Origin of the sequence: Ruegeria sp. ANG10, assembly GCF_040705255.1 — a bacterium.
In the GTDB taxonomy this organism is placed as follows: Bacteria; Pseudomonadota; Alphaproteobacteria; order Rhodobacterales; family Rhodobacteraceae; genus Ruegeria.
Map to the genome: position 1 here is coordinate 165,241 of NZ_JBFCVU010000004.1, position 13,025 is coordinate 178,265.

The following is a 13,025-nucleotide window of genomic DNA, read 5'->3' on the forward strand; positions in this document are numbered from 1 at the left end:
CCTTTCGACCGTCAACCAATTTGATGCAGGAAGTCTTGCGATCTGATGAATTCGCTACAGAAAGAGATTGAGGCCTGCCGTATTTGCGCAGACAGGTTTCAAACCACGTTTACTGCGCATGAGCCGCGCCCGGTGGTTTGGTTTCGGTCTGGGGCGCCATTGTTGATCGCAGGGCAGGCGCCTGGCGCGCGGGTCCATGCCTCGGGGCGTCCGTTTACCGATCCCTCTGGCGATCGTCTGCGCGACTGGTTGGGGATTGATGAGATCGTTTTCTATGACCGCGCCCGCGTGTCGATCGTTCCGATGGCCTTTTGCTTTCCTGGATATAACGAGCGTAAAGCCGATCTACCACCGCCGCCCATCTGCGGAAAGACATGGCATGAAAGGGTTATGGATGAGTTGGGCGAGGTGCCCCTGACGGTTCTGGTCGGGGGGCACGCGCACAAATATCACCTAGGTGTACGTACGGCCGTGACCGAAACCGTGCGCAACTGGCGAGACCATGCGCCGCGCGTCTTTCCCTTGCCTCACCCGTCTTGGCGGAATACGGCATGGCTGAAGAAAAACCCGTGGTTCGAAGCTGAACTGCTGCCGGTTCTGCGTGCGCGGGTGCAAGAGGTTCTGAATGACTGACGCCACGGCGCTTGACGCCGCCCATGCCACGATGGAGGCCAATCCGCAGGATGACGCGGCGCGTTTGCGGTTCTTTGAACGTCTCGCGGATTCTGAGCTGTTTCTGTTGTTGGCCGAAGAAGCGCAGGGCGAGAATATCTCGCCCGAGCTGTTCGATGTTGCGGATGGCCGCTTTGTACTGGCCTTTGATCGCCACGACCGTCTGGCCCGATTTGCGGAACGTCCCGTGCCTTACGTCGCGCTGTCGGGGCGGGTGCTGTCGACGATGCTGGCGGGGCAGGGGATCGGGCTGGGTCTGAACCTTGAGGTTGCACCTTCATCCATGCTGATCCCGGCCGAAGCGCTGGGCTGGCTGGCCACCACGTTGGAACATGCCCCGGAAGAGGTTCAGCAACGTCTGGCAGAGTTCCTGCCGCCAAAAGGCATGCCGGATGATCTGTTGACAGCGCTGGATGCGAAACTGGCCACAGCCGTCGGCTTGGCCGAAGCTGCATTTCTGGTCGGCACCAAGACGGAAGAGGGCGGCATGGGCCACCTTCTTGGTTTTGTCGGCGCGGTTGAGGGGGCTGAGCCCGCACTGGCCAAAGCTACGTCCGAGGCGCTGACCTTTTCCGGGATCGAGGCTGGGGCGATGGATGTTGGTTTTTTTGGCCCGCATGATCCAGCATCAGCGGCACTGGCACGGGTTGGATTACGGTTCGACTTGCCACAGCCCGAGGCGCGGGTCATCGAACAGGTTACGCCGGGCAGTAACCCGGATAAGCCACCAATTTTGAAATAGGCAGTTAGGCAGGCCCCGCGATCTAAGGAACCGCGGGGCGTCGCGATTATTCTGCTGCTGCTTCCAGCTTGTCTTGTGTGCGGGTGTCAAAATCGCTTGCGTCGTGGCGTTCGTGCAGCTGCGTATGCGGCTCACCAAACGCACGATTGACCATGCGGCCACGCTGAACAGCAGGGCGCGCATCGATCGCCTTGGCCCACCGCATCACGTTTTTATAGGACTCGACATCCAGAAATTCGGCCGCGCTGTAGAGGCGGCCCAACACCAGTTGGCCATACCAGGGCCAGATGGCCATGTCGGCAATGGTATAGTCTTCGCCTGCAATATAGGCGTTTTCAGCCAGTTGCCGGTCCAGCACGTCCAGCTGCCGTTTGGCTTCCATCGCAAAGCGGTTGATCGGGTATTCCCATTTCTCAGGCGCATAGGCGTAGAAATGGCCAAAACCGCCGCCAAGATAAGGCGCACTGCCCATCTGCCAAAACACCCAGTTCATGACCTCAGTCCGTTCCTGACCCGATTTGGGCAGGAAAGCATCGAACTTTTCAGCCAAATGGAACAGGATCGAGGCGCTTTCGAAAACACGCACAGGCTCATCGCCTGAGCGGTCCCAAAGTGCAGGAATCTTAGAGTTCGGATTGGCGTCGACAAAGCCCGAGCTGAACTGGTCCCCCTCGCCGATATTAACCAACCATGCATTGTATTCGGCGCCTTCGTGACCCAGCGCCAGTAGTTCTTCCAGCATCACTGTGACTTTGACACCGTTTGGGGTGGCCAGTGAATAAAGCTGTAGTGGATGCTTTCCGACCGGTAGGTCCTTGTCGTGGGTCGCCCCGGCAATGGGTCGGTTGATATTGGCAAATCGACCACCGCTTTCGCTGTCCCATGTCCAGACTGCGGGGGGCGTGTATGGGGATTGCTCGCTCATCTGTCGTCTTTCTCAGCTGCGTTCTGGTAAAGTTTATGTCCGTCTCAACAGCTAATGTTGCAAAGCCCCGAGTCCAACCCCGGATGTTGGGGCAGTTTTGTAACATTCGGGATCGAACCTCTCACGTTTCTTCATGCGATGTCACAGCGGCGCGAGCGGGACTGCCCATCGCGGCGAAAATATCTATTCTCTCAGCAAGTGCCCAACCCCGAGGACAAAAGGATTTACCACATGAAACGCTTTGCCCTGACTTTCGTGACAGCTTTGGCCTTTGCCGTGCCGGCTTTCGCCGGTGATCAGTATGTAGACGGCACCGGTTTTGCCGTGTCGGGTTACGACGTTGTCGCCTATCGTGGCCTGGATCAGGCGCCGGTTGGCCAAGCCCAGCCCGAGGCTGTGCGTGGCCGTTCTGATATTACAACGGACTATAACGGTGCCACCTGGGCGTTTTCGACCGAAGAGAACCGCGATAAGTTTCTTGAAAACCCCGCCTATTACGCCCCGGCCTATGATGGGCATTGCGCTTACGGTGTATCGCGTGGTGGCAAGGTTCCGGCGAACCCGAACCTGTGGCGGATTGTCGATGACAAGCTGTACCTGAACATCACTGATGTTGTTGTCGGCTTTTTTGAAGAGGATATTCCCGGCAACATCAATCTGGCCGAAGGCAACTGGCCGGGGATCGAAGGCGATGACGCATCGACCAGCGTTATTCCGAAATTCACCTCGGAAGGTCCGGTCGCAAACTAATTTGCCACTCACCTAAGCCAAACCCGGCCCACACCAGGCCGGGTTTTTTGTTGTTAGCCAGCCAACCAGAAATCGTCGCGCATCTGTTGATCCGCGTCGAACTTGATGCGTACGCTTTTTGCGCCGGGAAACTTTCGTTCGGTGATCGTGTCGGGAACCACGACTTCACCGGCCCCCGCATCGTTCGATTGGAAGCTCAGAACTTCGGTTTCCGTCCGCCGGGCCGAGGCAAGAACCGAGGTTGGCAGCGCTACCCGGTTGGATCCTTCACATACCGGTGTTGGAACAAAATAGGTCAGATGACGGCCATAGAACCCAACGGCTTCGGGGACATGGTCCGCTTCGATTGAGGTCTGAGAATCCGGGTTTGCGCCATCCGGGCTGTGCGCCAGAGCTGTGTTCAGTAACACGCGGCAGGCGTCGATATCGGCGCTTTCCAATTCAATGACACGTTTGCGTAGCTTCGGCCGGCGCGGCATGCCGGTGGCACGTCCTTTAACGGTCAACCCTTCGTGTCGTAAAAAATCATACGCCTCTTTGGCGCGCGCGAAATGTGTGCAATCGCCGTTTCTGTGGTCTGGATGTGCGTGAAATGCGATGTGGCGCCAAGCATCCCGGATATCGTCGGACCCTGCATTCTGGTCCAAGCCCAAAGCCTCGAGCGCGTCAGCGCGTGCATTTATCTTTTCAACAGGCTCCATGGCCAAAACACTCATTAAACAAACACTACGAACTCAGTGTGTGGAGGCTCACGAATTTGTCAAACTTTATCAAAAATTTATCGCTATTTGGGGGACAGTTCGAAAGGGGTCGCGCTATTGTTCACATCCCGGTTGCACTTGTGATCCCGCAAAAAAGCCCGGAGCCTTGGTAGGGTCCGGGCAAAGTAACCAACAGGGATCAAATCAGGCGACGTTTTGCAATTCGGCCTTTGGAGTAATACCCAGTGCAAAGCACACGTCGCGCGTCAGTTCAGGCCGATTCAGGGTATAGAAATGCAGCTTGTCCACGCCTTCGTCGATCAGGTCCGAACACAGTTCGGTGCATAGTGCTGTGGCCAGCAGATCCTCTCGATCATCGCGAATCGCCTTTTCAAAGGCGTTTTCGACCCAGTCAGGGATATGCGCACCACAGCGGCGGGCAAAATTGCGGGCACCTTTCCAGTTCTCGATGGGCAGGATACCGGGAACGATGGGCTTGTCGATCCCGGCTTTTTCGCAGGCATCGCGGAAGCGGAAAAAGGTCTCAGCCTCAAAGAAGAACTGCGTCAGGGCTTCGTCCGCACCGGCATCCAGCTTGGCCTTGAGCCAATCGATATCGGCGGAAAAGTCCTGTGCCTCGGGGTGCTTGTCGGGATAGGCGCCGACGCGGATGCTGAACATTTCGGTTTCAGCCAGGGCTTCGATCAACTCGACCGAGTTTGCGAACCCATCGGGATGCGGCACGAACCGATCCTGACCTTTCGGCGGATCACCCCGCAAGGCGACAATGTCCTGAACCCCGGCACGCGCGAATGTATCGGCGATCTCCAGCGTTTCCTGGCGCGAGGCGTCCACGCAGGTCAGGTGCGCTGCCACAGGAAGGCCGGATGATTTGTGCAGGGTGGCCACGGCATCGCGGGTCAGTTCGCGGGTTGTGCCGCCCGCCCCATAGGTGACCGAGACAAAGCGCGGCTCAAGCGGGGCCAGTGTCTGAACCGTATCCCACAGTCGGAATGAGGCCTCGAGCGTTTGCGGCGGGAAAAACTCGAATGAAATTTCTGGTTTCGTCATGTCTGCCTCACAGGTCCTATCTGTGGCCCTTGTGCCAGTTTGTGCATTGTGAGACAAACTCATATTACTCAAGAACAACATGAGTCACGCAACAATGCACATCGAATTCCGACACCTGCGTACGATCAAGGCCATCCATGAATGCGGCGGCTTGGCCCGAGCGGCGGATCAGTTGAACATCACACAATCCGCGCTGAGCCATCAGATCAAAGGGTTGGAGGATCAGGCGGGGGTCGAACTGTTCCTGCGCCGGTCCAAGCCGATGAAACTGTCCGCAGCGGGCTTGCGTCTGTTACGGCTGGCAGAGCAGATTCTGCCGCAACTTGAGGCGACGCAACAGGAATTTTCCTCTCTGCGGGACGGACGCACGGGGCGTATGCATATTGCCATCGAATGCCACGCCTGTTTCGAATGGCTGTTCCCAGTGCTGGAGTCTTTCCGCAAATCCTGGGGCGATGTGGATGTCGATATCCGCCCGGGTTTGGCCTTTGACGCTTTGCCTGCCCTGCAGAAGGAAGAGGTTGATCTGGTGGTGTCGTCCGACCCCGAGGAGCTGCCGGGCATCGAATTCATCGAACTGTTTGACTATGACGCTGTTTTTGTCGCGTCGTCCTCACATCCTTTGGCGCAGAAAGAGTTCATCGAAGCCGAGGATTTCCGGGGACAAACTCTGATCACATACCCGGTCGAACGCACACGACTGGATGTATTCAGCCAGTTGCTGATCCCGGCACGGGTTGAACCGGCTGCGATCCGGCAGGTGGAATTGACGGCTGTGATCCTGTTGCTGGTGGCCTCGAACCGGGGCGTTGCGGCGCTGCCTGACTGGGTTGTTCGCGAGGTAAAATACAACTCGGACTATGTCACCCGCCCGCTGACAGAAAACGGAATTACCCGCACATTGTACGCGGCTGTGCGCTCGGAAGACCTGGAAAAACCCTATGTGCAGGAACTGATCGAACTGGCGGGAACCGAGGCGCGCAAGCTGCAAACGCAATAGGTCGAAAACGCGGGTCTGCTATGCGCATCATTCCTCTTGGCAAGGGCGCGTTGCACCAGTATACGCGCGGTTTGACCGGACAGGAGCCTTTGGACAATGGTTGGCAGTGCAAACCTCAACATCATGATCAAAGCCGCGCGCAAAGCGGGGCGTTCTTTGGTCAAGGATTTTCGTGAAGTCGAGAACCTTCAGGTGTCGATGAAGGGCGCGGGCGACTTTGTCTCGAAGGCCGATATTGCCGCCGAGGCGATCCTGAAAGAGGAGCTGCTGGGTGCGCGCCCAACTTATGGTTGGCTGGCCGAAGAAGGTGGCACCATCGACGGTGAAGATCCGACCCGCCGTTGGATCGTAGACCCGTTGGACGGCACCACCAACTTTCTGCACGGCCTGCCGCACTGGGCGGTGTCGATTGCGCTGGAACACAAGGGCAAGATCGTGGCCGGAGTGATCTATGACGCCGCCAAGGATGAGATGTTCTTTGCCGAAAAAGGTGAAGGCGCATGGATGAACGATACCCGTATCCGTGTCTCGGGCCGTCACCGCATGATCGAGTCCATCTTTTCGACCGGCTTGCCATTTGGGGGCCGCTCGGACCTGCCTGCCACGTTGCAGGATCTGGCCCGGCTGATGCCTGCCTGCGCTGGCGTGCGCCGCTGGGGCGCTGCGGCGCTGGACATGGCCTATGTGGCCGCGGGCCGTTACGAAGGGTTCTGGGAACGTCGCCTGAACTCCTGGGACGTGGCCGCTGGGATCATCATCGTGAAAGAGGCCGGTGGCTTTGTGCAAGCCCTGAACTCCGAAGGCAACGTGCTGGAGGATGGTGAGGTGATCTGCGCCAATGAGCCGATCTTTGACCAGTTCGCAAAGGTGATCCGGGGCTAACCACCACTGCATGTCCATTAAAAAAGCGCACCCTTTTACAGGCGCGCTTTGTCGTTTCAGGGTGACTGGATTCAGAGGGCTGCGCGTTGCGCCAGCCCGGCTTCATCCGCCAACCGTGCGGCAACGGATGCAACCGCCAGGTCCTGTAGCCCAACGCCGGTTCCGTCGAACAAAGTGATCTCATCCGCGCTTGCCCGCCCCGAATGGTCGCCATTGATGACGGCACCGATTGGGGTGATCTGGTCTTCGGTCAACGAGCCGTTTGCGATGGCATGCTGAGCTTCGCCAAGGGTGATCGATTGGGCAACTTCGTCGGTGTAAACCGTTGCACTGGCAACCAACGCGGCGTCGACTTCTTGCTTGCCAACCGTATCGGTGCCCATGCAGGCCAAATGGGTGCCCGGTTTGATCCAGTCTTTCATCAGCAAAGGTTCAAACGCCGACGTGATGGTGATGATGACATCCGCCTGTGCGCCTAGCTCTTCTTGACTAACAGCTTCGAAGTCGAGGCCGATTTCTTTCGCGACCTCACCCAGACGCGGTAGCATCTCGGGGTGGGGGTTCCAGGCAACGACTTTTTCAAAGTCGCGTTGCTCGGCCGCGGCGCGCAGTTGGAAGGCGGATTGATGGCCAGCGCCGACCATGCCCAAAACCTTGGAGTCCTTGCGGGCCAGATGGGCGATGGATACCGCGGACGATGCAGCCGTGCGCACGGCCGTCAGGTAGTTGCCACCGACCAACGCCGACAGACGCCCGGTGTCCGGGTCGAACAGGAAGACGGTGGACTGGTGGTTGGTCAGTCCTTTGTCCAGATTGCCCGGCCAGTAGCCGCCTGATTTGACGCCCAGCACCTGACCGGCCCGGTCAAAACCGGATTTGAATCCGTAAAGCGCATCGGCATAGCCAATCGCCTCACGAATGACTGGAAAGTTGTAAGCATCTCCGCGCGCCATTGCGGCGAACACGTCCTGCACCGCGTCAAACGCGTCGCTGCGGCCAACCAGTTGCTGGCACAGATCTTCTCCGACGATCAGCAAGGGTTTTTCCGACATATCTTTCATGACCTTTTCCTTAACTTGAGGACAGGTCCGGGCGGCAGGGAAGGGAAGAACCGCCGCCCGGATCAATGCGGTTCGGCTTAATACGCCTTACCGCGAGCGGATACTGGCCAGAGGGTTTCGACCTTGCCGTTGCGCACCCCAACATACCAATCATGGACATTGGCCGTGGGATCGCAGTGACCCGGCACCAGACGCAATTTGTCGTTCACCTTCAACGCACCATCGGGATCAGCGACAACACCGTGTTCGTCCGAACACTTGACGTATTCCACGTCGGTGCGTCCAAAAATCACCGGCAAGCCACTGTCCACCGACTGCGCCTTGAGGCCTGCATCGACGATGGCCTTATCGGCCTTGGCGTGGCTCATGACGCTGGTGAGGATAAAGAACGCGTTCTCCCATTCTCCACGGTCGATGCGGTTGCCGTCCTGATCAAGGATACGGCCATAATCGGCATCCATGAAGGCGTAGGAACCGCACTGCAGTTCATTGTACACGCCGGAAGTGCTTTCAAAATAGTAGGATCCGGTGCCGCCACCGCCGACAATGTCACACTCCAGACCTTCTGCGGTCAGCCCGTCCACTGCGTCTTTGACCTGCGCCACGGCAACGTCGATCTTGGCCTTGCGGTCCTCGTAACGATCCATGTGCTGCATCGCGCCCTGATAAGCCTGAATGCCCGAGAACTTCAGCCCCGGAGCCGCGTCGATGGCTTTGGCGATGGCGATTACCTCGGGTGTCGTCGTCACACCGCAGCGACCTGCGCCGCAGTCAATCTCGACCAGACATTCAATCTGGGTGCCATGGCGCTGTGCCGCCTCGGACAGATCGGCGACATTGTCGATATCGTCGACACAGCAGATCGTCCGCGCGCCCAGTTTGGGCATGCGCGCCAGGCGGTCGATCTTGGCCGGGTCGCGCACTTGGTTCGAGACCAGAACGTCCTTGATACCGCCGCGGGCAAAGACCTCGGCCTCTGAAACCTTCTGGCAGCATACCCCACAGGCCCCGCCCAGCTCGACCTGCAGCTTTGCCACATCGACGGATTTATGCATCTTGCCATGCACCCGGTGACGCATCCCATGGGCCTTGGCATAGTCACCCATCTTTTTAATGTTGCGCTCTAGCGCGTCCAGGTCCAGCACCAGGCTCGGCGTCTGAATTTCGGCCTCGTCCGTGCCAATCGCGGCAGGAATGTCAAAGCCAACTTCAAGCTGATCGATATTCACAGGCTTGTTCATACTTCTTCCTCCTCAGCCCTTGATCCAGGGCAATTTATCCAAATCCACGTTGCCGCCAGTGATGATCACGCCGACGCGCTTGCCTTTGAACACTTCGGGGTGTTTCAGGATGGTGGCTAACGGCACGGCGCTGCTGGGTTCCATCACAACACGCAGGTATTTCCAGGTGATCTTCATCGCCTCGACGATTTCGTCTTCGCTGGCGGTCTGAATGTCGGTGACAAAGCGGGACACGAAGTGCCAGGTGTTTTCCTTCAGCGGCACTTTCAGACCGTCGGCGACAGTGACCGGCGCGTCATCGGCGATGATGTGCCCGGCCTTGAAACTGCGATAGGCGTCGTCGGCTTGTTCCGGTTCAGCGGCGTATATCTTTACATCAGGGGCCGCGTTCGACAGGGTCAGGCATGTGCCCGAGATCATGCCACCGCCACCAATGGGTGCGACCACTGCGTCCACACCATCGGTTTGCTCAAGCAGCTCGGCCGAACACGTTGCTTGCCCTGCAATTACGCGCGGGTCGTTGTAGGGGTGTACGAACTCACCGCCCGTCCGGCCTTGAACTTCGGCAAACACCGCCTCACGCGAGGTGGTCGAAGGTTCGCATTCGGTGATGATCCCGCCATAGCGGCGCACCGCGTCCTTCTTGGCTTGGGGTGCCGTGCGCGGCATAACGACATTGCAGGGAATACCCCGCCGTCCCGCCGCGTACGACAGGCTCAGCGCATGGTTGCCGGAAGAATGGGTTGCCACGCCGCGCTTGGCGGCGTCGTCATCCAGACCAAAGACCGCATTGCAAGCCCCGCGCACTTTGAAGGCCCCTGCCTCTTGGAAGTTTTCACATTTGAAAAACAGCTGTGCGCCGGTCAATTCGTCCAGATAGTCCGAACGCATCACAGGGGTGCGGTTGATATGGGGCCGTATCCGCTCGTGCGCTTCGCGCATGTCGGCCAGCGTCAGGCTGTCAGCTGTGGTCAATGAGTCCAACATCAAACTCCTCCTTAAGCCGCGGATTGCATCGGCGTGGCGCTGCCGCTGCGGAAGTATTCCTGCGCCGCCGCAACACCGCTGCCCAATGTGATCGGATAGTCCAGATCAGCCATCGCCATTTCGATCGTGGCCAGACCGGACAGAACCATTACATCCGTCAAGCTGCCCAGATGACCAATACGGAACGCTTTGCCATTCATTTCGCCCAGTCCGATGCCAAAGCTTACGCCATAGGCATTAAAGGCGTGATCGGTCAGCGCATTGCTGTCAAAGCCTTCAGGTACGTAAATCGCACTGACGGTATCGGAATAAAGGTCGGGCGATTGCGCCACCAACTCCAGCCCCCAGGCAGCGGTGGCCTTGCGGACCCCTTCGGCCAGACGGAAATGGCGGGCATATACGTTGTCCAGCCCTTCCTCGAACAGCATCTTCAGGCTTTCGCGCATACCATAGATAAGCTGCAGCGGTGGGGTATAGGGAAACCCGCCCGAGGCATTTGCATTCATCATGTCGCGGAAATCAAAGAAGGTGCGCGGCAGTTGGGCCGTTTCCATCGCAGCCAGCGCCTTGGGGCTGACACACAGGATCGCCATACCGGTTGCCAGCATGAAGCCCTTTTGCGAACCCGAAACCGCGATATCGACGCCCCAGCCATCAAACTCGAACGGCATCGAGGCCAGCGAGCTGACGCAATCCACAAACAGCATTGCCGGGTGGCTACTGGCATCCATTGCCTTGCGCACCGCTCCGATATCCGAGCGTACGCCGGTCGCCGTCTCGTTATGCGTAACCAGAACTGCCTTGATCTTATGCTCTTTGTCTGCGGCAAGAGCTTCGGCAAACTTATCTGCGGGCGCACCGCTGCCCCAGGGGCATTCGATGATGCGGACATCCAGACCGTGCCGTTGGCAGAGGTCGATCCAGCGATGGCTGAACATGCCATAACGCGCAACTAGTACGCTGTCGCCTGGGCTGAGCGTATTGGTTACTGATGCTTCCCAGCCGCCTGTTCCGCTGGCCGGGAAGGTGATGATCTTCCCTTCTTTGGTTCCGAACACCTTTTTGGTGTCTTCCAGCACCGGGGCAAAGGTTTCAACAAAATCAGGCGCGCGGTGGTCCTGAGTCTGGACCTGCATTGCTAGGCGCAGCCGATCCGGGATGTTGGTAGGGCCGGGAATGAATACCGGGTTTTGATTGGACATTTTTAGATCCTCCGATTTGAAGAAGAGTGTTGTAGAAATCGCCCCTTGGTGCAATTTTCTTGAAAAATATTTTCATTTTTGCAATTAAATAAGTAATCCATTGAATAGATGTGATTTTCCGTTTTTCATTTTTGAGTTTCAGAAAGCGGGATGAAAAAAACTTTGCCGGGCTGAAAGGAGAAATCAGTGACGGACACCCCAAAAAGGCCACGCGGCAGGCCCAAATCGCTGTTCAAGGAAAGCTCGGCCGGGACTATGCAGTCACTGGATAGGGCGCTGGTTGTTCTGACCGCAGTGGCGCGAATGGAACGCGCTGCGCTAAGCGATCTTGCGCGCGAAGTGGATGTACCTACGGCCACTACGCACCGCATTCTGGCGACGTTGCAGAAACATGGGTTTGTCGCCTTCGATGACGAGCGACAGGAATGGATGATTGGGATTGAAGCGTATCGCACCGGCGCTTCGTTCCTGCGCCGAAACAGCGTGATTGAAATCGGGCGACCGATCTTGCGGCGTTTGATGCAAGACAGCGGCGAAACCGCCAATTTGGCCGTGCCAGACGGGGCCGAAGTGGTCTTTGTCGGACAGGTTGAGACGCCGAACCCGATCCGGGCGTTTTTCCCGCCGGGCGCGCGGACACCGATGTACGCGTCCGGCACGGGAAAAGCGATATTGGCCGCGATGAGCGAGTCTGCGGCCAGCAAAGCATTGGCGGCTGACGCTGTTCGTTTCACCTCACATACGTTGCTGCCGAACGAAGGGTTAGAGGCGGATTTGGCAAAAACCCATGCCCGTGGCTGGTCGCATGATCACGAGGAGCGGTACGAAGGCATGTCCTGTATCGGTTCCGCCATCTACAATGACCGGGGCGAACCTTGTGCCGGGATTTCCGTATCCGGGCCGTCTGTCCGGTTCGTTGCCGACCGGGCAACAGAACTGGGTGCGTTGGTTCGGGACGCCGCAGAAGAGATCACGCAGCTCAGCGGCGGTCGATTACCGAAGCCGCCTGAGGACTAGCACCTATTTTCGCGGAACCCGCGGAATGCGGGATTGCGACAGTTTGTATTTGTGCTCGGGGTGGGGCGGGTGGCCATGGGTGCGGCCCCAAAACGCGGGGCCACCTCGTTTCAGCCAAAGCGGGACGCATAGGGCCAGACCGACAAAAAAGCCCCCCGTATGCGCCCAATAGGCAACTCCGCCTTCGTCGGGATTGCTCGCAAGGCTGCCCATGAATTGAAGACCCAACCAGATGCCCAGCATGATGAAGGCTGGGATGGTGAAAATCCGGAAATAGACAATCAGAATCAGCAGAACGTCCACGCGCGCCTTGGGGAACAGCAAAAGATAGCCGCCCATCACCCCGGCAATCGCACCCGAGGCCCCGATGGTCGGCACCACCGAATCCGGCGCGGTGGCAACGTGGATCAGCCCCGCGCCGATACCGGCCAACAAATAGAACAGCAGGAAAAGCAGGTGGCCCATCTCATCTTCGAGGTTGTCCCCGAAAATCCAAAGGAACAGCATGTTGCCTGCCAGATGCATCCATCCGCCGTGCAGAAACATCGACGTCACAAGGGTTTCGAACGCAAACCCATCGGTGATCCGCGCCGGGATGATGGCATAGTCGAAATACAGCCTGTTGATCAGCGGTGCATTATCCATGATCCCCACATAGCTGAAGAAAATCAGGATATTGGCTGCCATCAGCAGGTAAACGACATAGGGCGTGCGCCCCGAAGGGTTGTGGTCACGGATCGGAAACATGGGGGGACGCTGGGCTTTTCCCGGCCC

General features: G+C 58.0%; 14 protein-coding genes. 6 read left to right on the plus strand and 8 right to left on the minus strand.

All coding sequences use genetic code 11. The features are described 5' to 3' along the window. Positions 1-45 precede the first annotated feature (45 nt). Entirely contained in the window at positions 46-633 is a 588-nt protein-coding gene (locus AB1A64_RS10710; RefSeq protein WP_366551397.1) for a uracil-DNA glycosylase family protein, read from the plus strand. After that, a complete protein-coding gene (locus AB1A64_RS10715; RefSeq protein WP_366551398.1) occupies positions 626-1,414 on the plus strand; it encodes an SseB family protein in 789 nt (262 codons plus the stop codon). The genes AB1A64_RS10710 and AB1A64_RS10715 overlap by 8 nt, the downstream gene beginning before the upstream one ends. 46 nt (positions 1,415-1,460) lie before the next feature. Here AB1A64_RS10715 and yghU read toward each other — a convergent pair whose 3' ends face one another. Next, positions 1,461-2,339: a glutathione-dependent disulfide-bond oxidoreductase gene (yghU, locus tag AB1A64_RS10720; RefSeq protein WP_170409013.1), complete on the minus strand. Its 879-nt coding sequence runs from the start codon at positions 2,337-2,339 to the stop codon at positions 1,461-1,463. Between the two features lie 231 nt (positions 2,340-2,570). On the opposite strand from yghU, the gene AB1A64_RS10725 reads away from it, so the two are divergent. After that, positions 2,571-3,089, plus strand: a complete 519-nt coding sequence (locus AB1A64_RS10725) for a YHS domain-containing (seleno)protein (protein WP_366551399.1) — start codon at positions 2,571-2,573, stop codon at positions 3,087-3,089. Positions 3,090-3,142: 53 nt separating this feature from the next. Here the strand turns inward: AB1A64_RS10725 and AB1A64_RS10730 are convergent, their stop codons facing one another. Together AB1A64_RS10730 and metF are read right to left on the minus strand one after the other, a co-directional pair. Further along, positions 3,143-3,790 (minus strand): DnaJ domain-containing protein, encoded by a 648-nt coding sequence (locus tag AB1A64_RS10730; RefSeq protein ID WP_366551400.1) that lies wholly within the window; start codon positions 3,788-3,790, stop codon positions 3,143-3,145. A 204-nt stretch (positions 3,791-3,994) separates the two neighbouring features. Continuing rightward, positions 3,995-4,861: a methylenetetrahydrofolate reductase [NAD(P)H] gene (gene metF / locus AB1A64_RS10735; RefSeq protein ID WP_366551401.1), complete on the minus strand. Its 867-nt coding sequence runs from the start codon at positions 4,859-4,861 to the stop codon at positions 3,995-3,997. 94 nt (positions 4,862-4,955) lie between these two features. Here metF and AB1A64_RS10740 point away from each other — a divergent pair, with 94 nt between their 5' ends. Together AB1A64_RS10740 and AB1A64_RS10745 are read left to right on the plus strand one after the other, a co-directional pair. Next, positions 4,956-5,861, plus strand: a complete 906-nt coding sequence (locus AB1A64_RS10740; protein ID WP_366551626.1) for a LysR family transcriptional regulator — start codon at positions 4,956-4,958, stop codon at positions 5,859-5,861. A 96-nt stretch (positions 5,862-5,957) separates the two neighbouring features. Then, positions 5,958-6,743: an inositol monophosphatase family protein gene (locus tag AB1A64_RS10745; RefSeq protein ID WP_366551402.1), complete on the plus strand. Its 786-nt coding sequence runs from the start codon at positions 5,958-5,960 to the stop codon at positions 6,741-6,743. 71 nt (positions 6,744-6,814) lie between these two features. Here AB1A64_RS10745 and bhcD read toward each other — a convergent pair whose 3' ends face one another. The 4 genes from bhcD to bhcA all read right to left on the minus strand — a co-directional run bounded on the left by bhcD (position 6,815) and on the right by bhcA (position 11,234). Continuing rightward, positions 6,815-7,804 carry an iminosuccinate reductase BhcD gene (bhcD, locus tag AB1A64_RS10750; protein WP_366551403.1) on the minus strand — a complete coding sequence of 330 codons (990 nt, stop codon included), beginning with the start codon at positions 7,802-7,804 and terminating at the stop codon, positions 6,815-6,817. Between the two features lie 77 nt (positions 7,805-7,881). Then, positions 7,882-9,045 (minus strand): 3-hydroxy-D-aspartate aldolase BhcC, encoded by a 1,164-nt coding sequence (bhcC, locus tag AB1A64_RS10755; RefSeq protein ID WP_366551404.1) that lies wholly within the window; start codon positions 9,043-9,045, stop codon positions 7,882-7,884. A gap of 12 nt (positions 9,046-9,057) precedes the next feature. Then, entirely contained in the window at positions 9,058-10,032 is a 975-nt protein-coding gene (gene bhcB / locus AB1A64_RS10760) for a beta-hydroxyaspartate dehydratase BhcB (RefSeq protein WP_366551405.1), read from the minus strand. A gap of 11 nt (positions 10,033-10,043) precedes the next feature. After that, the gene (gene bhcA, locus AB1A64_RS10765; protein WP_366551406.1) at positions 10,044-11,234 is read right to left on the minus strand and encodes an L-aspartate--glyoxylate aminotransferase BhcA; all 1,191 of its coding nucleotides are present in this window, start codon (positions 11,232-11,234) and stop codon (positions 10,044-10,046) included. Positions 11,235-11,420: 186 nt separating this feature from the next. On the opposite strand from bhcA, the gene AB1A64_RS10770 reads away from it, so the two are divergent. Beyond that, entirely contained in the window at positions 11,421-12,251 is an 831-nt protein-coding gene (locus AB1A64_RS10770; protein ID WP_366551407.1) for an IclR family transcriptional regulator, read from the plus strand. A gap of 3 nt (positions 12,252-12,254) precedes the next feature. On the opposite strand, the gene AB1A64_RS10775 is transcribed toward AB1A64_RS10770, so the two are convergent. Then, positions 12,255-12,998 carry a rhomboid family intramembrane serine protease gene (locus AB1A64_RS10775; protein WP_366551408.1) on the minus strand — a complete coding sequence of 248 codons (744 nt, stop codon included), beginning with the start codon at positions 12,996-12,998 and terminating at the stop codon, positions 12,255-12,257. Positions 12,999-13,025 lie beyond the last annotated feature (27 nt).

Bases quoted from the DNA above. Each gene is read 5' to 3' on its own strand.
- bhcB (WP_366551405.1), bottom strand. From the start codon at position 10,032: ATGTTGGACTCATTGACCACAGCTGACAGCCTGACGCTGGCCGACATG.
- AB1A64_RS10740 (WP_366551626.1), top strand. From the start codon at position 4,956: ATGCACATCGAATTCCGACACCTGCGTACGATCAAGGCCATCCATGAA.
- bhcC (WP_366551404.1), bottom strand. From the start codon at position 9,045: ATGAACAAGCCTGTGAATATCGATCAGCTTGAAGTTGGCTTTGACATT.
- AB1A64_RS10745 (WP_366551402.1), top strand. From the start codon at position 5,958: ATGGTTGGCAGTGCAAACCTCAACATCATGATCAAAGCCGCGCGCAAA.
- AB1A64_RS10725 (WP_366551399.1), top strand. From the start codon at position 2,571: ATGAAACGCTTTGCCCTGACTTTCGTGACAGCTTTGGCCTTTGCCGTG.
- AB1A64_RS10730 (WP_366551400.1), bottom strand. From the start codon at position 3,790: ATGGAGCCTGTTGAAAAGATAAATGCACGCGCTGACGCGCTCGAGGCT.
- metF (WP_366551401.1), bottom strand. From the start codon at position 4,861: ATGACGAAACCAGAAATTTCATTCGAGTTTTTCCCGCCGCAAACGCTC.
- AB1A64_RS10775 (WP_366551408.1), bottom strand. From the start codon at position 12,998: ATGTTTCCGATCCGTGACCACAACCCTTCGGGGCGCACGCCCTATGTC.
- bhcD (WP_366551403.1), bottom strand. From the start codon at position 7,804: ATGAAAGATATGTCGGAAAAACCCTTGCTGATCGTCGGAGAAGATCTG.
- AB1A64_RS10710 (WP_366551397.1), top strand. From the start codon at position 46: ATGAATTCGCTACAGAAAGAGATTGAGGCCTGCCGTATTTGCGCAGAC.
- bhcA (WP_366551406.1), bottom strand. From the start codon at position 11,234: ATGTCCAATCAAAACCCGGTATTCATTCCCGGCCCTACCAACATCCCG.
- yghU (WP_170409013.1), bottom strand. From the start codon at position 2,339: ATGAGCGAGCAATCCCCATACACGCCCCCCGCAGTCTGGACATGGGAC.
- AB1A64_RS10715 (WP_366551398.1), top strand. From the start codon at position 626: ATGACTGACGCCACGGCGCTTGACGCCGCCCATGCCACGATGGAGGCC.